Origin of the sequence: Flagellimonas sp. S3867, assembly GCF_014698935.1 — a bacterium.
GTDB lineage: Bacteria > Bacteroidota > Bacteroidia > Flavobacteriales > Flavobacteriaceae > Flagellimonas.
This window is the reverse complement of record NZ_JACVMN010000003.1, coordinates 568,843-587,323: the sequence shown is the minus strand read 5'-3', so window position 1 is coordinate 587,323 and position 18,481 is coordinate 568,843. Positions and strand designations below refer to the sequence as shown.

Genomic DNA, 18,481 nt, shown 5'->3' with positions numbered 1-18,481 from the left:
CTATCCAATTTCTTGATGTAATAAATCCAATCCTTCTCGAATAATTTGTTGGTGTGGTTGTTTGGAGATACAGATGAACTCCGTCAAGGCAAAATCCTCCGGCGCCACCTCGTACAATCCCAATTGCTCCATTTCATCCAAATCCTTTACCATGCATGCTTTTAACAACTGTAGCGGGTAAATATCCATTGGAAAAACCTGTTCGTATTGACCTGTTACCACAAAAGCTCTATGTTCGCCATTTGTATTGGTTGTAAGGTCATATTTCTTTTTGGGCTGCATCCATGAAAATGTAAGTGCCCTGGTTGTGGAAATTTTATTGAAAATAGGTTTGTTCCATCCGAAGAGCTCATAATCATCACCTTCAGGAATAGCGGTCACAGTGTTGTTATAAAAACCTAAATGTCCTTCGGGATGGGTTTTTGAACCTGTGAGCACATCACCATTGATCAACCTGAATTTATCTTCGCTAACTCCACTTGCATATAAGAAAGTGGAAATTTCCGCTCCTATTTTTGTGGTGTAGTATTTTGGGGCTTTTACAACCGAACCGGATAGGGCAATTGTACGCTCTGCGTTAAACTTTCCCGTAAGCAACAATTCGCCAATAATCACCAAATCTTGTGGGGTGATGGTCCATGCAACTTCTCCTTTATTTATAGGATCAATCCTATTAATCTGGGTGCCAACCAACCCTGCAGGATGTGGTCCGGACACCTTGTGCAGTGTAATACCATCTAAACCAGCCAAAGGTGAACTATTGGACGTTCCTACAGAAACATGTATTTGTCCTGGAGTTAATTTGCCAAGGGCATCTATAGCCGCTTGAAGCTCTGCTTCCTTGCCATTCAACACATAATCCGCGTCTGCGGCTAAGGGTGCTGTGGTAAATCCTGATACAAAAATCGCCTTTGGCGTAACATCGGGATTTGCAATTATATCATAAGGTCGTTGCTTAATAAATGGCCAAACACCTGATTTAAGCAGTAATTCTTTAATCGTATTGGCGTCAGAGTTCTTGACATTCAATGTTTTGTGTTCAACGTATTCTTGACTCTTATCGGCCAAAACCTTTAATGTCAATATTTTTCTTCGAGCCCCTCGAACTATATCCACCAATTCACCGCTAACCGGGGAAACAAAAAGCATTTCCTCCTGGTTCTTGTTATAAAACAAAGGTTCTCCGGCTTTTATCTCGGCTCCTTGTTTTACCAACATTTTTGGCGTTATTCCGTGAAAATCTTCTAGGTTGAGGGCATATACGTTACTTAAAACGCCTTTGGAAGTAGTCTGTTCTGCTGCCCCGACAAGGTTGATATTCAACCCTTTTTTAATCCAGATGTCTTTAGACATATTGTTGTAGACCTTTTGTTATCAAAATTGCCGCAAATTTAGCACTAAATGGATTGTTTTCATAATTATTTGACCATAAAAATGGGATTACATCGAGCTAAGTTTGTCAGGCACACTTTTTGTTTACCTTTACCCAAAAAATACGCTTTTAATGCGTTCAATGATCAAACAAATAGTACTTTATTTTTTTGTTTCAGGAGTCTTTGCCCAAGTTCAGGAAGAGATTAACCCGCCTGCTAATATCAAAACCATAGTTTTTCGCGGACCAACTGAGGATCAATTTCCGGTAATTCAGCTCGGGGAATCAATATCTTTAGAGTTTGACGACCTTACAGCAAGCGAGCAAGATTATTATTATAAAATAATACATTGCGATTATGACTGGACGCCTTCTCAGCTGTTAAAATCTCAATATTTAGTTGGAACTGACAATCAACGTATCATTGATTATGAAAACAGCTATAATACACTACAGCCCTATTCCAATTACAAGCTTACCATCCCTAATCAAAATGTTCGTTTAAAGGTTAGTGGTAATTACCTCATCGAGATTTACAATACTTACGGTGAGCTTCAGTTTTCCAGAAGATTTCTGATTTATCGTGATTTGGTCTCTGTAAGGGGCGATGTAAAGCGTTCTAGGGATTTCAATTTTCTGAATGAAAAACAGGTTGTACAATTTTACATCAATACCGCAGGGTTTCCAGTGGTAAATCCGAAAAAAGAAATCAAAGTCGCCATTCTGCAAAACCACTTCTGGCCGACGGCTCTTTACAACATAAAACCTCAATTTACTCTGGGGACAGAGCTTGTTTACAAGTACGATAAGGAAACCAGTTTTTATGGAGGCAATGAATTTTTGAACTTCGACACCAAGGACCTTAGGTCCCCCACCTTTGCCATTTCCAAAGTGGAATTCAAAGAACTATACAACCATTATTTGTTCACCAACGATTTCAGATACGATAGTGCATACACCTACTTCCCAGATATAAACGGCGATTTTGTGGTTCGAACTTTACAGGGAGATGATGTATCTCGAGAAGCGGAATATACCAATGTGCATTTTAGTTTGCCATATACTAACCAGATAGGTTTGGATCAAGTTTATGTGGTAGGCAAGTTCAACAATTTTGACCTGAGCGAAGAAAATAAAATGAGCTATAATGAAGAATCCGGCAAGTTTGAACTCAGCTACCATATCAAACAAGGTTTTTACAATTATAAATATGTAGTTGTAGGTGAGGGTGCCGAGGCGGATATGAATTTGGTTTCAGGAAACTTCCACTTTACGGAAAACAATTATCTTATTTTGGTCTATTATAGAAATTTTGGAGATCTATATGATAGCATAATAGGTATTGGTTCAGTAAACTCCAGAAATATTAGCAATTAGTTATCTTTAGTGCCAAATCCTGCAAGGATAATGGCCAACAAACCAAGCTTAATTACCAAAGGACGTTACGAACTAAAGTTTAGGGGTACAGAATGTCGCAACTGTGGACATCTTCTGGACATCAGTGATAAGTATTGCCCCAATTGCTCTCAAGCAAACAGCACAAAAAAATTGGGCCTCAAAGATTTTTGGGACGAGTTTTTTTCAAGTCTTATCAATTATGACTCCAAGCTATTAAAGACTTTGTACTCCCTCTTGGTCAAACCAGGTACCATAACCAAAGATTACATCAAAGGAAAACGAATAGCCTATACCAATCCATTCCGATTTCTATTGAGTTTGGCATTTCTATATTTCCTAATGGCCACCTATGATAATAGTCTTTCCAATTTGGACAATCTTGGCTTAGAAGATAAAATTGAGCAGACGGGTCCGCTGTCCTACAGTTTTAATAATGGAAAAACTGCTTCTGACAGCATCAATGCGAAAGAACAGACCGATAAAGTGCTAAAGCAGCTCGACTCGTTGAAGAATTCAGAAAATATCCCTATTCCAGGAATTCAAAATTTAGACTCATTGCAAACTTTAATTGATCAAGGGATAAAAGAAGAGGCAAGAAAAGATTCTTTTATGCTTGCAAATCCCAGAAAATACTTTGAAAATCTTCAAAAGAAGAATCCTGGAGGTCTTGTTGATAGAATGGAGTTTTTCTTTACATTTCTGAAAAAGGATTCCATAAAAACATTCGAGGAAGCAAAAGAAAAATATGGAGCCAATGAAACATGGAGAAATAAAATGGCCTTCAATGGATCTAAAAGCTCTCTTAAAGCCATTGCACAACCTGGAACATACTTAAACAATACGATTGCTAAGTTGCCTTTGGTCATTTTCTTCTTTCTTCCCATCTTCACAGTTTTCCTTTGGGTGGTATACATCAGAAAAAAATACACCTACACCGATCATCTTATCTTTAGTTTCCACAACCAGTCATTATTATTTATCTTGCTCATCCTTAGCCTTATAATAGATGCCATTTTCAATACGGCAAGTGCAGGTATATTTTTGTTGATTTTCGGTTTTTATCTGTACAAGGCCATGAGAAGGTTTTATGGGCAGGGAAGGGTTAAAACGATTTTAAAATATCTCTTTCTCAATATAATGTTCACTATATTGGCATTGTTCGTGGTCATTGTGTTGTTTACAGGAAGTGTCTTTACCTATTAATATATGTTTACTCAAATTACAAAAGGGATCAAAGTATCGGTGCAAACCACTTTTGAAGGTACCTTCTTCAAAAACTACAAAATGCACTATGCCTTTGGATATACCATCACTATTGAAAACCAAAGTAAGGATACCGTACAGCTTACGGCCAGACATTGGGATATTTTTGATGCTCTGAAAGAAATGGAGACCATAGACGGTGAAGGTGTTATTGGCAAAAAACCAGTTATTAAACCTGGAAAATCCCATACCTATAGCTCAGGCTGCTTATTGGCATCACCCATTGGCGCCATGCGTGGTCATTATCATATGGTAAACTTTACTTCCACAGAGGAATTTGAGGTAGATATTCCTACGTTCAAATTTGCTGCTCCTTTTGCGATAAACTAAAATTTCGGGCTCTTAATTTTCATTTCTTCAATTACAATATCTTGTAATTATTAATCTGTAAATACTTTTTTCTTTTAGTACCTTTGACGGAATTTTTAACATCTAAAATCCATCATAATGGGAAAAGGTTTTTTTCAAGTTCCAACCGCTTATAATGAGCCCATAAAAAGCTATGCTCCAGGTACTCCAGAACGTGAGGAAGTGCTTAAACAATATGACGCATACTACAATGGAAAAGTGGAGATACCGCTTTATATTGGAGCAGAGGAAATCAAGACTGGAAACACCAGAACAATGTCTCCACCACATGAGCACTCACATATTGTGGGTGAATATCATCTTGCAGAAAAGAAGCATGTGGATCAAGCAATTTCCAATGCCTTGGAAGCACGGGAAGCATGGGCCAATTTAACTTGGGAGCAACGTGCGGCCATTTTTTCAAAGGCAGCCGAACTCATTGCTGGCCCTTACCGCGCAAAAATAAATGCAGCCACTATGATGGCGCAATCCAAGAACATTCACCAAGCAGAAATCGATGCTGCTTGTGAGTTTATAGACTTTCTTAGATTTAATGTGGAATACATGTCCCAAATCTATGCAGAGCAACCAGAATCTGCAGATGGTATTTGGAATCGCGTGGAATACAGACCATTGGAAGGTTTTGTATATGCGATCACTCCTTTCAACTTTACAGCCATCGCCGGAAACCTTCCAGCAAGTGCTGCTATGATGGGAAATGTTGTAGTATGGAAGCCAAGTGACAGTCAAGTATTTTCTGCAAAAGTGATTATCGATGTATTCAAAGAAGCGGGACTTCCTGATGGCGTAATCAACGTGGTCTTCGGAGACCCTGTTATGATTACAAATACAATTCTTTCACATGCTGATTTTTCCGGACTTCACTTTACAGGTTCTACCTTTGTTTTTAAAGAATTATGGAAACAAATTGGTACCAACATCCACACCTATAAAACCTATCCACGTATAGTTGGTGAAACAGGAGGAAAAGATTTTATCGTTGCGCATCCAACGGCCAAACCAGCACAGGTGGCCACTGCTATTGTTAGGGGTTCTTTTGAATTCCAAGGACAAAAATGTAGTGCCGCTTCGCGAGTATACTTGCCAAAATCAACAGCAAGTAAAATTCTTGATTTGGTTAAGACGGACATCGAATCTTTCAACAAACCAGGTTCTCCTGCCGATATGGGCAACTTTATCACTGCCGTAATCCATGAAGGTTCTTTTGACAAATTGGCCAAATATATTGACCAAGCAAAGGCCGATGATAATGCGGAGATAATTGCTGGTGGAGGATATGATAAATCTGTCGGTTATTTCGTGGAACCCACGGTTATCTTGACCAAAGACCCAAAATATACCACAATGTGCACAGAGCTCTTTGGGCCTGTGGTTACCATTTATGTTTATGAGGACAAAGATTGGAACAAGACCTTAGAACTGGTCGATGGAACATCCGAATACGCATTAACTGGTGCAGTTTTAGCAACAGATCGTTACGCCATTGATGAAGCCACCAAAGCATTGCAAAATTGTGCTGGAAACTTCTATATCAATGACAAACCAACGGGTGCAGTAGTAGGTCAACAGCCATTTGGCGGAGCAAGAGCCTCTGGAACCAACGACAAAGCCGGTTCTGCACAGAACTTATTACGTTGGGTATCTCCAAGGTTGATAAAAGAAACATTTGTTACCCCAGAGGATTATCGTTACCCTTTTTTAGGATAGCAATCCAATACTAACAAAAGTTATATGGCCCCATTTTTTAAGAATGGGGCTTTTTTGATTGGACCATTCTCGCTTTTAAATAAAACGGTATAAGGATTACTAAATCTAAAATCCAGCATTTAAATTTCAAGTATTTCTTGTACTTTCATCTTTGAAAAATGTTTAACAATCTTGTTCATTTATGCAATACGGCTTTAGTGACATTGTCACTTTACTAGGATCACTTGGGCTTTTTCTCTATGGAATGAAAGTGATGAGCGATGCTCTTATGGAGTTAGCTGGTGATAAAATGCGCAAGATTTTGGCTTCCATGACGTCAAATCGTCTATTTGCTGTCTTCACAGGATTTTTAATTACCTCTGTTATTCAATCCTCATCGGCCACAACATTGATGGTGGTGAGTTTTGCCAATGCATCATTACTTACCTTGACTGAATCTATAGGTGTCATTATGGGCGCCAATATAGGTACCACGGTCACAGCTTGGCTGATTACATTGTTGGGATTCAAGGTGAGTATGGGTGCCATAGCCCTTCCTTTGGTGGGCCTCGGCTTTATGTTTACATTTTCAAAAAGTAAAAAAGTAAAACAATGGGGACGTTTTATTATTGGGTTCGCCATTTTGTTTATTGGGCTTCAATTTTTGAAGGATGCCGTACCCGATATTGGAAACAATCCGGAAGCTCTGGCATTTTTGTCCAAATACACGCAACTCGGTTTTGGTTCTGTACTAATATTTTTATTGCTCGGCACTTTGTTGACGGTGATTATTCAGTCTTCAAGTGCAACTATGGCCTTAACGCTGATTATGTGTTACGAAGGTTGGATTCCTTTTGACATGGCCGCCGCTATGGTACTTGGAGAAAACATAGGCACCACCATTACGGCTAACCTAGCTGCGCTAGTAGCCAATTTTCAAGCCAAACGGGCAGCCAGAGCACATTTGATCTTTAATGTATTGGGAGTGTTGTGGCTACTGATCTTATTTGTTCCATTTTTAAATGCCATTAATTGGTTTATTACCAAAGATGGGGGCTTGTCTCCTTTTGTTGAGGCCACAGCAGTACCCGTGGCCCTGTCGGTATTTCATACCACATTCAACATTACAAATACTTTTTTGTTGATTTGGTTTGTTCCGGTGATTGCCAAAATTGTTAAAAGGTTTGTTCCTGAAATTATTGATCCGGAAAAGGAAATTGACCAGCCCATGTATCTTAACAAGGCTTATTTAAAATATCCCCAAACAGGTATAGCAGCACTATTAAAGGAATCCACAAGATTATTTGAAAAATCCGCCTTTAAAGCCATAGCCCATGGTGTTCATGTGCATCGGGAAGATATTAAGTCCACTAAAAAAGCCAAGGTTATTATAGATAATAAGAAGGCCATTGAAGTAGACCTTGATCAACTGTATTATCTTAAGATTAAATCGATTTATAATAAAATCGTAGCATATGCCACAGCGTTACAAAGCAAATTTGAGTTGGATAAAGATCTTATTGCAGCAATCCGAAATATTTTAATTGCAAATAGGCATATTGTTTCGGTGGTAAAGGCGATGAAACCAATACACCGTAACCTTTCCATTTATATGGATTCTGACAATTATTATATTAAAAAGGAATACAATGCCCTTCGGAAAATAATCGTAAAGGTCATGCGAATTGTAACCAACATCCAAGATGCAGATGATCCTTCTTTATACCTTGCCAAATTGGATAAGTTGCGTGACAAGGCAGATAAAAGCGACGTGATCATGAATGGATCTATAAACCAGCTCATCAGGAAAAACCATATCACCAATGAAATGGCCACTTCGTTGATGAATGACAGCGACTCTGTGATCAATATAGTTAAGGATTTGATTTCAGTGGTCGAACTACTTTATATCACCAAAGATTCCATCCTCGAAGAGTCAAAATTACCCGAACAACTTGAGTATGAAAAAGGGATTCTGAGTGAGGATGAACAAGACCAATTGGGTCCATGATCTTGATCATAATTGCAACTCTAAATTTGTAGTTTTCTGTTAAAGAGACACAATTGCTTGCATCTTCACATAATTTATATGTAAATTTAACGTTAAGTAATTGTAAATTTAAGACAGTTTAAATACCATTTCCTATGAAAAAACGAATTGAATATTGGATACAGTATGTTAGAGAATACTCTAAAAAATGTAGATCTGTATATAACAGAATGTTGAGTATATAAGACTAAATTTTGTACTTCTGAGGGAGGTACACTACTTTTTTTGTTTCAAAAAAATCTTCTTCAAAATAGGTTTTTAAATCAAAAATCTGGACGGTTTTATAATCTTTGAGTTCTTCGATCAGGTCACCCCCTTTTAAATAAAGAATACCATTCTTCCTCTCGTGTAAAGAATCTTTTTTGATTTTTCCCTTGGTCCAGTGCACGAATGTCGGCATGGCCGCCACTGCCCTACTCACTATAAAATCATATTGTCCTTTCAACTCTTCAACCCTTGTATGTTGGGCTTTAACATTGTCCAGACCAAGTCCATCTATTACCTCTTGAACCACCTTTACTTTCTTTCCAATTGCATCAACAAGCGTAAATTGAACTTCAGGAAATAAAATTGCCAAAGGAATGCCTGGAAATCCACCTCCGGTGCCAACATCCAAAATTTCAGCACCTTCAGCAAATTGCTGGATTTTGGCTATCCCCAAAGAATGCAGTACGTGGCGCAGATAAAGCTCATCAATATCCTTTCTTGACACCACATTGATTTTTTTGTTCCAGTCTTGGTACAATGCATCCAAGCCTTCAAAATGTTGCTTCTGAACATCGGTGAGCTTCGTAAAATATTTGAAAATAAGGTTTACAGTCATTTGCAATCTGTTAATTTCGGCAAAATTAATACTTTTGGGCACCTTAACATCGTTTTATAAAAAGGAGGTGAACTTGAGAAGTCAATTTACCTACCTTTGTAAAAATTTATTATATGGAAAAGGAGATTATCCGGTTTTCAAGAAAAGATTCAGCACAATTCTTCAAAACACTGAACAAAAGAGTAAACGAATATTTTAATGAAAATAAAATAAAGAAAACCGGTAATTGGAAACTTCACCTTAAAACTTTGGTGATGTTCTCCCTGTTTTTGGCCCCCTATTTTTTAATGCTAACGTTAAATCTTCCGTTCTGGGGCTACCTTTTATTGTCCATAACCATGGGAGTTGGAATGGCAGGGGTTGGAATGAATGTCATGCATGATGGTAACCATGGTGCATATTCCAACAAAAAATGGGTGAACAAATTAATGGGTAGCAGTATTTATATTCTGGCTGGTAACGTATACAATTGGCAAGTACAACACAATGTACTGCACCACACCTATACCAATATCCAAGGGCATGATGAGGACATGGAAGCAGGAAGGATTCTCCGTTTTTCAAAACACGCCGAATGGCAAAAACATCATAAGTTCCAACATTATTATTCTATATTTCTTTATGGTCTTTTGACGTTTAATTGGGCAATCACTACAGATTTTCAACAGATGTATAGATACATGAAAAGAAAATTGTCTTATGGGAAATTACCTAATCCTGTTATCAACTGGAGTACTTTAGTGATTACAAAACTACTTTACATTACCATTTGGATTGTTCTTCCATTGATTTTTGTGGAAATTGCATGGTGGCAAGTGCTACTGGGTTTCTTTATTATGCACTATGTTGCTGGGGTAATCCTGAGTGTGGTATTCCAATTAGCTCATATTGTAGATGATGCAGAAACTCCATTACCCGATCAAAGTGGAACCATGAAAAATACTTGGGCTATTCATCAATTGGCCACGACTGTAAATTTTGGCACAAAAAACCGTATCGTAAACTGGTTTACCGGTGGTCTAAATCATCAAGTTGAGCACCATATTTTTCCGAATATCAGTCACGTTCACTACACAAAAATTTCCAAAATTGTGAAACAGACTGCCAAGGAGTTTAATTTGCCATACAACGAATATAAAACTACAAGAAAAGCTATAATTTCGCACTTCAAACACTTGAGAGAGCTAGGTAAAAACCCAGCCCTTCAATACCAGTAAAATAATTGGATTTATGAGCAACCAACTTTCGGATAGGATCAATAGTTTAGTCCCTTCCGCTACCCTCGAAATGGCTGCAAAAGCCCGTGAATTAAGAGCTGAGGGAAAAGATATCATTGGGCTTAGTTTGGGTGAACCTGACTTTAAAACACCGGATTACATTAGGGAAGCAGCAATACAGGCCGTCAACGATGGATATAACTCTTACACCCCCGTGGATGGGTATGTAGAATTAAAGGATGCGATTATCACCAAATTTAAACGGGATAACGACATTATTTATGACCGTTCCCAAATTGTGGTTTCAACAGGTGCTAAACAAGCGCTTTATAATGTGGCCCAAGCTTGCTTGAACAAAGGAGATGAGGTTATTTTACCTTGTCCGTACTGGGTTAGTTATAGCGATATCGTTAAACTTACAGATGGGGTTCCCGTTGAAGTCTCCACTTCTATTGAAAATGATTTTAAAATGACCCCGGAGCAGTTGGAAGCAGCCATAACGCCAAAGACCAAAATGCTTTGGTATAGCTCTCCATGCAATCCAAGTGGTTCCATTTATAGTAAAGATGAACTAAGAGCATTGGCCGATGTATTGCAAAAACATCCACAAATTGTAGTGGTTAGCGATGAAATTTATGAGCATATCAATTATGGGGTAACCGAGCATGCCTCAATGGCCGGCTTTGATGATATGTATGATAGAACAGTAACCGTTAATGGGGTTGCCAAGGCATTTGCTATGACTGGATGGCGTATAGGATATATAGGTGCCCCTACCTACATTGCCAGAGCTTGCAATAAATTACAAGGTCAGGTTACAAGTGGTGCCAATTGTATTGCGCAACGAGCAGTGATTACAGCGCTTTTGGAATCTCCAAGCCGTGTGCAGTATATGGTTGATGAATTTAAAAATCGAAGAAAACTCATCCTAGAATTATTGAACAATATCCCAGGTTTCAAATGCAATGAACCTCAAGGTGCATTTTATGTCTATCCTGATGTCAGTTCATATTTCGGAAAAACACTGAATGGAAAGCAAATCAACAACGCTTCTGACTTTGCCATGTACTTATTGGAAGAAGCCAATGTTGCAACCGTTACTGGTGACGCCTTTGGAAATGGAAATAGTATTCGTATTTCTTATGCGGCCAGCGAAGATGATATTAAGGAGGCCATTTCAAGAATCGCTTCGGCGGTATCGTAATTGAATACCAAAATAGAATTAAAAAGGGAGCCTTAAGGCTCCCTTTTTTTTATCTCAGGATGAATCCATTTTTCATTGGATCCTTTGGATCTATTAAAAAAGTGTGCGCGCCTGTAATGTACGCCGTACCTTCAACCTGCGGAATTACTGCCTTAAAAGGACCATAATCCACTTCGGAGATCACACTTCCTTTAAAAACGGAATCAGTAATGCTTTCAATGGTCATGGTTTGGTTCAATTGCAATTCTTTTCTTGCCCAATGTATGGCCATTCTACCTGAAACACCTGAACCCGTGGGACATCTGTCCACCTCCCCTTCTGCAAAAATGCAGACATTCCTACTGTCAATGCCATCCTTGGACGAGTCATCGATAAAAATTGTTCCATACAAGAAGCTCAGGTCGTCTTCAAAGGGGTGCTTTATTTCAGCATCTTGCTCCATTACAGCATGTTTAATATCCATTCCTTTTGCTATCAAGTCTTGATATGAATCTGGTGTCAAATCAAGATTCAGACTGTTCTTTTTTAAATCCACATAAGCATAAAATGCACCTCCATAGGCCAAATCATAAGTGACTTCTCCCAATCCTTTTACATTGATTTTTCTATCAAGTCCGATCACAAAACTGGGCACGCAATGAAAACGAACACCTTTTACTTCTTTGTTAACCACATTTACGTAGGATATAATCCGTCCGCAAGGAGCATCAATCTTGAGCGTGTTTTCACCTTCGCTTACCTGAATCCAATCCATCTGAACCGCAAGGGTAGAAATTGCAATAATGGCATGACCGCACATAGTACTATAGCCCTCATTATGCAAAAACAGGATTCCGAAATCGCCATCTTCATCATTGGGAGGCAATAAAATACACCCATACATGTCAGCGTGTCCTCTGGGCTCAAACATTAGGGCAGTGCGCAGATAATCATAATTCCCCTTGCAATATCTCCGGTATTCTAAAACTGAATTTCCCTTTAATTCCGGGAAGCCATCCACAATCACCCGAAGTGGCTCACCGCCTGTGTGCATATCAATAGTTTTGATTTGCAACCAATCCGAAGGGGCTGAAAAAGTGGCTTTTTCAAGTATTTTTTTATATGTATTGCTCATTTTTGAAATTTCGAATAATAGTAGGTTGCCGCAGCCAAATCCTCCAGAGCATGTCCTACGGACTTGAACAGCGTAATCTCATTGTTATTTGTTCTCCCTAAATGAGTTTCGCCGCAGAGATTGAATAAATCTGCTTTAATATCGGCTTCCTTCAGGATTCCTTCTTGTAGAGGGATGGCAATGTCACCACTTTCTTGTTGTCCTCCAAACGTGTCCAAAAAAACGGAAGATTTTATAATAGCGTCATCATCAGCCTCACGCATATTGGGTTTATAAGCTCCGACCAAGTCTATATGTTGTCCAGAAACAAGGTTTTCACCTAAAACCAAAGGTTTTTCCGAAAGTGTTGCACAGGAGATGATATCCACTTTCGAAATTTTGTCATCTATTTTGGATATTGCCTTCACACTATAGTTCTCCTTAGAAAGTACCTCGCAAATTTCTTCTGCCTTTTTTACATTTCTACCCCAAACAAAAACTTGTTCAATGGGTCGAACTGAAGCGTGCGCTTTAATCAGATTCACCGAAAGTGCTCCGGTACCCATCATCAACATCGAAGCAGCATCTTTTCTTGATAAATAGGATGAAGCCAAAGCAGATGCAGCAGCCGTACGTTTTGCCGTCAAACTCTTAGCTTCCATTATTGCTTTCAAGGTTCCCGTTATAGCATCCAAGTACAAATAACTCCCTTGAATTGAAGGCAATCCAAACTCGTCGTTTCCTGGATTGACCGTAACTACCTTTACTCCAGCCTCCTTTCCTGGATTCCATGCGGGCATAAGTAATAAGGTGGCATCCTTAGTAGTTTTTGGATTGGGGAAATCATGATGATGTCGTTGAGGTATTAAAAAAGTCTTTGATGTAAAAGCACTTCTTAACTTCTCGACCAACTCATGAAAGTTGGTGTTTTCTTCTATGAAAGATGAATTAATATATAAGGGCTGCTCCAATTTTTCAAAAGTATTTAGCAAGACATGTCAGCAACAATTTTCCACTCACCATTTATTTTTCGGAGCACAATCAAGAAAACTCCATTTGCATCGCCAACCTTTCTGGTGAGGTGGTATTGTCCCATGACATAATAAGAATTCGAATCTATTTTAGTGATAGCGTCAATGATGAAATTTAAGCTCCCGGTGTCTGCTTTTGTTGGGTATCTTTCTTTGTATCCTGAAAGGGTCTTATCCCAGCCCAACGTAAGTCCTCTTGCACCATAAAATTTTAAAGAATCGCTTTTCCAATATCCTTGCATAAATCCTTCCAAATCATGATTGGACCAAGCTTCTTCTTGATTGTGAAGTATCTGCATGATTTCGGCCTTATCTCCTTCTTCGGAAACGGCACAACTAATACAGCATAGACCAATGCCCATTAGTAGGAACATGGTTTTTTTCATAAAATCAGTTTTTGAACTTTAAAACTGATGAAAGCTACGTTTTTTTCCAGAAATATGGGGTAAGTATGATCAACACGGTGAATAGTTCCAACCTCCCCAAGAGCATTAAAAAGCCACACCACCATTTACCTGCATTCGGCAGGCTATTGTAATTGCTCATGGGGTTGAGACTGCCAAATGCGGGGCCAACATTCCCCAATGATGAAGCCGAACCACCTATTGCCGAAACAAAATCAAGACCTAAAAAGCCCAAAACAAGGGATCCAATTATAAAAAACAACATGTAGAGTACAAAGAAGGCAATGATATTATACACGATATGTTCGGTAACCGTTTTATTATTATAGCGGACAGGAATTATGGCATTAGTGTGCAGGGTTCGCTTAAATTCTAGAATCCCATTTTTTATGATGAGCAAGTGTCTCATTACCTTAATTCCACCTGCAGTGGAACCTGCCGAACCGCCCAAAAACATCAATCCGAAAAACAAAATCGTAAGAAATGGTGTCCAGCTTGTAAAATCAGCTGTTACAAATCCGGTGGTGGTTACAATCGCCACTACTTGAAAGAGGCCATGCCTAAAGGCACTTTCACCTTCTCCAAATATCATTGGGTGAAAATCAGATACAGGCACATTGGCTTTGAAATACACAACCAACGCAGCGGTAATGGTAAAAAGCACTATGAAACTGGCGTAATATTTAAATTCCTCATCTTTTAAAATTCGCTGCACCTTTCCTGTGAAAGCGAAATAGCTCAACACAAAGTTACTTCCGGCCAAAAACATAAAGACGATAGTGATATACTGGATTAAAGGTTGATCGTTCCAATAGGCCAGACTTGCATTTTTGGTGGAAAATCCACCTGTTGAAAGGGTTGCCAAGGAATGGTTCATGGCATCAAATAGTGACATTCCAGCAAGTTTCAATAGAATAGTTTCCGCTACGGTATACCCAAAATAAATTAGCCATAACCTTTTAGCCGTGTCTGTAATTCTAGGGTGTAATTTATCACCGGCCGGACCAGGAGCTTCAGCGGCAAACAACTGCATTCCTCCAATTCCTAAAAGTGGAAGAATGGCAATTGCAAGTACTATGATACCCATACCTCCTATCCAATGGGTCAGACTTCTCCAAAAAAGAATACCCTTGGGTAAGATTTCAATATTATCTAAAATTGAAGCACCCGTGGTCGTATATCCTGAGATTGTTTCAAAAAAAGCATCCGTCACCGTAGGAATTGCACCAGAAAAAAGATAAGGGAGCGTCCCAGAAATGGACATGATAATCCATCCGAAAGTAACTACAATGTAGCCTTCTTTTCTTTTTACTTCCTTTTTATGGCCACGAGTACCGAACATAGCCATTATTCCAAAAAGCATGGTAACTATGGCGGCAAGGGTAATATCCAAGGTAACACCATCATCATAAATACCACTTACAAAAGCAGCCAGAAGCATAAAAGAGCCATTGCACAGTAGCAATAGCCCCATAATATGTACGATTATCCGCGTGTTCAGTCCCATTACAAGAACAGCTTTTCTATTCTTGGAATTGCTTTCGGCAAGCAGCATACAACGACACGGTCACCTTCCTGAATTTTAAAATCACCAAGAGCGATAATTCCTTTACCATCCCTAATCACACCACCAATACTGGCTTCTCTTGGGAAGTTTAATTCACGGATTATCTCACCGTTCACAAGTGAAGTAGCTTTAACCTCAAACTCTAATATTTCGGCATTTAGATTGTTCAGGCGTGTTAAGGCCAGTACTTCTCCCCTTCGTATATATCTAAATATATTATTGGCCGCCAAAAGTTTTTTATTGATCAAGGTATCCACTCCGATGGAATGGGATAGCTGGAAGTAATCCATATTCTCGACCATGGCAATGGTCTTTTTTATCTTTTTTGATTTGGCCACCAAGCAGGACATAATATTCGTCTCGGAATTCCCTGTAACTGCAATAAAAGCATCCATGGAATCCAAGCTTTCCTCATCCAAAAGCTCCACATTCCTTCCATCTCCATTAATAACAAGGGCATGCGGCAGGTCATCGGCAATGTCAAAAGCTTTCTCCTTGTCCTTTTCTATCAATTTTACATTGAATTTTTTGTCGCACAGATCTCGAGCGGTGTTGAATCCAACTTTGCTTCCACCAAGAATCATCACGTTTTTGATTTCTTTTTTCTGCATGCCGGTGAGTTTGTATAACTCATCCACACCTTCGGCGGAAGTAATAAAATAAACCTGATCACCTTCTTTAAAAATGGTATCTCCTCTTGGAATCAAGGTATATTGGGTTCCCATTCGCTGCAATGCGATTGGCATAAAATGTAGTTCTGGGAATATTTTGGCCGCTTCTTTCACCATTTTGCCCACAAAAGGAGCTGATTTTGGTAAAAACACCCCTATCATGGTCAGTAAGCCATCCTCAAATTCATACGTATCGTTAAAGGCCGACTGGTTAAGCAATAGTTGAATTTCAGTTGCCGCGAGTTCTTCTGGAGAAATCAACTCGTCAATTCCGAGCTCATCAAACTTTATCAGTTCCCTGTTGTCCATGAATTCCGTATTGGAAATTCGAGCAATGGTTTTTTTACAGCCCAATTGCTTCGCCAACATACAAAGCGTAAGATTGGTGGTTTCCGATGCTGTAACGCCAATGACAAGTTCGGAACTTTCAACCCGTGCATCACGCAACACTTCTATAGAAGTGGCATCACCCCGAAGCACCCTAATATCTAAATGATTATCGGCATAAGTCAAACTTTCCCTGTCGGTATCAATCAATGTAATATCCTGTGCTTCATACGACAATAATTTTGCCAAATGAAAGCCTACTTCACCTGCTCCCGCAATTATAATCTTCATTGATTAGTATAAGATGTTCCCAAAAAGTTCAATTTGTGTGTTATAAACGGCAAAAAAGAATAATGGCCGCGGTCCAAAAGACAAATACCTAACATAATACGGAAAAGCTTTCCATGATTGCACGGCAAAATTACGTAATTATTTTTGTACCCCTTCCATATACCTAAGTTGTATATTTGCCAGCAAATTTATCAGATGTCAAAAAAAGTCAAACCATATAAAGATTCCGACCTAGGCAAAAAGGAGCAGGTAAGACAAATGTTCGATACAATTTCTGAGGATTATGATGGATTGAACAGAGTTATTTCTTTTGGTATTGACCTAAAATGGCGAAGGAAAGTGGTCTCCATCTTAACAAAAAAAGCTCCAAAAAACATTCTAGATATTGCTACAGGAACTGGCGATCTAGCCATAGCAATGATATCCACAGGTGCTGAAAAAATTGTGGGACTTGACATTTCCCCAGGTATGTTGGACGTTGGAAAAACCAAGATTTCTGCAAAAAACCTTCAAAATACCATTGAAATGATGATTGGCGATAGCGAAAAACTTCCCTTTGATGATAATTCTTTTGATGCCATAACCGTTGCTTTTGGGGTTCGTAATTTCGAAAATCTGGAAAAAGGATTAAGTGAAATATTGAGAGTGCTCAAACCAGGGGGAAGCTTTGTGGTTCTTGAAACCTCCGTACCAACCAAAACACCATTTAAACAGGGGTATCGCATTTATACCAAATATATATTGCCAACCATTGGTAAAATCTTCTCCAAAGACAGGTCGGCATATGCTTACTTGAGTGAATCAGCTTCCGTTTTCCCTCATGGAGAAGCATTCAACAATATTTTGGACAAAATCGGGTTTATAGGTATAGAGAACAAACCCCAGACATTTGGGGTGGCATCTATATATGTCGCTACAAAATAATTTGATGAAAAATGTCCTTCTTCTTTTTGGCTTGCTGATACTGGCATGTCCGAATTCCTTGGCACAGTTTAAAAAAGACCCTATACTCAATCTTCAAACCGAAGATCAAAAGCTTTTGAACTGGGGGTATTATTTGGGATTTAATCAATATGATTTCCAATTTGAGTATGAAAATGATATTGGGGAAGATGTTCTAGTAAATAAAAGCATTGGGTTTAATGTGGGACTTATAGGCGAAGTACGTATCAATGAGTTTTTGGATGCTCGATTTGAACCAGGTCTGCTGTATACATCCAGAACTTTAGGTTTTCCAGGGTTTACAACGGAAGCGGATGCTCTCAGAGAAGTCAAATCGACCTATATACGATTCCCATTATTATTGAAAGCCAGCGCACGCAGGTTCGGTAATTGGAAACCTTATGTTACAGGTGGCGTTTATACCGCTATGAACTTAGGAAGTAAAGAAGATAGCCTAGATGACAACAGCAGCGGTGAATTCCGGATGAAGAAAAATGTGTATGGCTACGAACTTGGCTTCGGAATAGACATTTATACCGAGTATTTTAAATTTTCACCTTCGATTAGGGGTGTTTTCGCCCTTACGAATGAAATTGTTCCCGACAACGATCCCAATAGTCCATGGACAGGGAATATCGATGCCATGCGTACACGGGGCTTTTTTATCAATTTTACATTTGAGTAACAGCTTATTTTCACTTTCCACTATCGTTTAGAGTTCAGGAAATGTCGTTTGTCGATTGAGTTTTTTAAATGAATTAGGTTTACTATTT

The 18,481-nt window shown here is 38.9% G+C and carries 16 protein-coding genes; 9 read left to right on the top strand and 7 right to left on the bottom strand.

All coding sequences use genetic code 11. The annotated features are described in order from the left end of the window. Positions 1 to 1,353 carry a Na(+)-translocating NADH-quinone reductase subunit A gene (locus IAG46_RS16015; RefSeq protein WP_190811395.1) on the bottom strand — a complete coding sequence of 451 codons (1,353 nt, stop codon included), beginning with the start codon at positions 1,351 to 1,353 and terminating at the stop codon, positions 1 to 3. A 151-nt stretch (positions 1,354 to 1,504) separates the two neighbouring features. Here IAG46_RS16015 and IAG46_RS16010 point away from each other — a divergent pair, with 151 nt between their 5' ends. The 5 genes from IAG46_RS16010 to IAG46_RS15990 all read left to right on the top strand — a co-directional run bounded on the left by IAG46_RS16010 (position 1,505) and on the right by IAG46_RS15990 (position 8,099). After that, positions 1,505 to 2,749: a DUF5103 domain-containing protein gene (locus tag IAG46_RS16010; protein WP_190811394.1), complete on the top strand. Its 1,245-nt coding sequence runs from the start codon at positions 1,505 to 1,507 to the stop codon at positions 2,747 to 2,749. 30 nt (positions 2,750 to 2,779) lie between these two features. Beyond that, complete coding sequence (locus IAG46_RS16005) at positions 2,780 to 3,973, top strand: DUF3667 domain-containing protein (RefSeq protein ID WP_190811393.1); 1,194 nt, start codon at positions 2,780 to 2,782, stop codon at positions 3,971 to 3,973. 3 nt (positions 3,974 to 3,976) lie between these two features. Then, positions 3,977 to 4,363, top strand: coding sequence for a Co2+/Mg2+ efflux protein ApaG (gene apaG, locus IAG46_RS16000; RefSeq protein WP_190811392.1), 387 nt, complete (start codon positions 3,977 to 3,979; stop codon positions 4,361 to 4,363). A gap of 117 nt (positions 4,364 to 4,480) precedes the next feature. Then, positions 4,481 to 6,109 carry an L-glutamate gamma-semialdehyde dehydrogenase gene (pruA, locus tag IAG46_RS15995; RefSeq protein WP_190811391.1) on the top strand — a complete coding sequence of 543 codons (1,629 nt, stop codon included), beginning with the start codon at positions 4,481 to 4,483 and terminating at the stop codon, positions 6,107 to 6,109. Between the two features lie 181 nt (positions 6,110 to 6,290). Beyond that, a complete protein-coding gene (locus IAG46_RS15990) occupies positions 6,291 to 8,099 on the top strand; it encodes a Na/Pi cotransporter family protein (RefSeq protein WP_190811390.1) in 1,809 nt (602 codons plus the stop codon). Between the two features lie 226 nt (positions 8,100 to 8,325). On the opposite strand, the gene rsmG is transcribed toward IAG46_RS15990, so the two are convergent. Then, positions 8,326 to 8,961, bottom strand: a complete 636-nt coding sequence (gene rsmG, locus IAG46_RS15985) for a 16S rRNA (guanine(527)-N(7))-methyltransferase RsmG (protein ID WP_190811389.1) — start codon at positions 8,959 to 8,961, stop codon at positions 8,326 to 8,328. A 113-nt stretch (positions 8,962 to 9,074) separates the two neighbouring features. Here rsmG and IAG46_RS15980 point away from each other — a divergent pair, with 113 nt between their 5' ends. Together IAG46_RS15980 and IAG46_RS15975 are read left to right on the top strand one after the other, a co-directional pair. Then, positions 9,075 to 10,178, top strand: a complete 1,104-nt coding sequence (locus IAG46_RS15980; RefSeq protein ID WP_190811388.1) for an acyl-CoA desaturase — start codon at positions 9,075 to 9,077, stop codon at positions 10,176 to 10,178. Positions 10,179 to 10,191: 13 nt separating this feature from the next. Then, entirely contained in the window at positions 10,192 to 11,382 is a 1,191-nt protein-coding gene (locus tag IAG46_RS15975; RefSeq protein ID WP_190811387.1) for a pyridoxal phosphate-dependent aminotransferase, read from the top strand. 49 nt (positions 11,383 to 11,431) lie between these two features. Here the strand turns inward: IAG46_RS15975 and IAG46_RS15970 are convergent, their stop codons facing one another. Genes IAG46_RS15970 through trkA form a run of 5 tightly spaced genes read right to left on the bottom strand, consistent with a single transcriptional unit; the run spans position 11,432 to position 16,766 of the window. Continuing rightward, positions 11,432 to 12,496: a proline racemase family protein gene (locus IAG46_RS15970; RefSeq protein ID WP_190811386.1), complete on the bottom strand. Its 1,065-nt coding sequence runs from the start codon at positions 12,494 to 12,496 to the stop codon at positions 11,432 to 11,434. Continuing rightward, complete coding sequence (locus IAG46_RS15965; protein WP_190811385.1) at positions 12,493 to 13,446, bottom strand: ornithine cyclodeaminase family protein; 954 nt, start codon at positions 13,444 to 13,446, stop codon at positions 12,493 to 12,495. The genes IAG46_RS15970 and IAG46_RS15965 overlap by 4 nt, the downstream gene beginning before the upstream one ends. Positions 13,447 to 13,460: 14 nt before the next feature. Next, on the bottom strand, positions 13,461 to 13,892 hold the full coding sequence (locus IAG46_RS15960) for a DUF4440 domain-containing protein (RefSeq protein ID WP_190811384.1): 432 nt from the start codon (positions 13,890 to 13,892) through the stop codon (positions 13,461 to 13,463). A 34-nt stretch (positions 13,893 to 13,926) separates the two neighbouring features. Beyond that, positions 13,927 to 15,417: a TrkH family potassium uptake protein gene (locus IAG46_RS15955; protein WP_190811424.1), complete on the bottom strand. Its 1,491-nt coding sequence runs from the start codon at positions 15,415 to 15,417 to the stop codon at positions 13,927 to 13,929. Further along, positions 15,417 to 16,766 carry a Trk system potassium transporter TrkA gene (gene trkA, locus IAG46_RS15950; protein WP_190811383.1) on the bottom strand — a complete coding sequence of 450 codons (1,350 nt, stop codon included), beginning with the start codon at positions 16,764 to 16,766 and terminating at the stop codon, positions 15,417 to 15,419. Before trkA ends, IAG46_RS15955 begins: the two co-directional genes overlap by 1 nt. A gap of 195 nt (positions 16,767 to 16,961) precedes the next feature. On the opposite strand from trkA, the gene ubiE reads away from it, so the two are divergent. Beyond that, a complete protein-coding gene (gene ubiE, locus IAG46_RS15945; protein WP_190811382.1) occupies positions 16,962 to 17,690 on the top strand; it encodes a bifunctional demethylmenaquinone methyltransferase/2-methoxy-6-polyprenyl-1,4-benzoquinol methylase UbiE in 729 nt (242 codons plus the stop codon). Positions 17,691 to 17,694: 4 nt separating this feature from the next. Next, positions 17,695 to 18,393 (top strand): porin family protein, encoded by a 699-nt coding sequence (locus IAG46_RS15940; RefSeq protein ID WP_190811381.1) that lies wholly within the window; start codon positions 17,695 to 17,697, stop codon positions 18,391 to 18,393. Positions 18,394 to 18,481 lie beyond the last annotated feature (88 nt).

What these genes read in the sequence shown, in the direction of transcription:
- IAG46_RS15970 (WP_190811386.1), bottom strand. Translation starts at nt 12,496, where the DNA reads ATGAGCAATACATATAAAAAAATACTTGAAAAAGCCACTTTTTCAGCC.
- IAG46_RS15940 (WP_190811381.1), top strand. Translation starts at nt 17,695, where the DNA reads ATGAAAAATGTCCTTCTTCTTTTTGGCTTGCTGATACTGGCATGTCCG.
- rsmG (WP_190811389.1), bottom strand. Translation starts at nt 8,961, where the DNA reads ATGACTGTAAACCTTATTTTCAAATATTTTACGAAGCTCACCGATGTT.
- pruA (WP_190811391.1), top strand. Translation starts at nt 4,481, where the DNA reads ATGGGAAAAGGTTTTTTTCAAGTTCCAACCGCTTATAATGAGCCCATA.
- IAG46_RS15955 (WP_190811424.1), bottom strand. Translation starts at nt 15,417, where the DNA reads ATGGGACTGAACACGCGGATAATCGTACATATTATGGGGCTATTGCTA.
- IAG46_RS15980 (WP_190811388.1), top strand. Translation starts at nt 9,075, where the DNA reads ATGGAAAAGGAGATTATCCGGTTTTCAAGAAAAGATTCAGCACAATTC.
- IAG46_RS15975 (WP_190811387.1), top strand. Translation starts at nt 10,192, where the DNA reads ATGAGCAACCAACTTTCGGATAGGATCAATAGTTTAGTCCCTTCCGCT.
- ubiE (WP_190811382.1), top strand. Translation starts at nt 16,962, where the DNA reads ATGTCAAAAAAAGTCAAACCATATAAAGATTCCGACCTAGGCAAAAAG.
- IAG46_RS16015 (WP_190811395.1), bottom strand. Translation starts at nt 1,353, where the DNA reads ATGTCTAAAGACATCTGGATTAAAAAAGGGTTGAATATCAACCTTGTC.
- apaG (WP_190811392.1), top strand. Translation starts at nt 3,977, where the DNA reads ATGTTTACTCAAATTACAAAAGGGATCAAAGTATCGGTGCAAACCACT.
- IAG46_RS16005 (WP_190811393.1), top strand. Translation starts at nt 2,780, where the DNA reads ATGGCCAACAAACCAAGCTTAATTACCAAAGGACGTTACGAACTAAAG.
- IAG46_RS15990 (WP_190811390.1), top strand. Translation starts at nt 6,291, where the DNA reads ATGCAATACGGCTTTAGTGACATTGTCACTTTACTAGGATCACTTGGG.
- IAG46_RS15960 (WP_190811384.1), bottom strand. Translation starts at nt 13,892, where the DNA reads ATGAAAAAAACCATGTTCCTACTAATGGGCATTGGTCTATGCTGTATT.
- trkA (WP_190811383.1), bottom strand. Translation starts at nt 16,766, where the DNA reads ATGAAGATTATAATTGCGGGAGCAGGTGAAGTAGGCTTTCATTTGGCA.
- IAG46_RS16010 (WP_190811394.1), top strand. Translation starts at nt 1,505, where the DNA reads ATGCGTTCAATGATCAAACAAATAGTACTTTATTTTTTTGTTTCAGGA.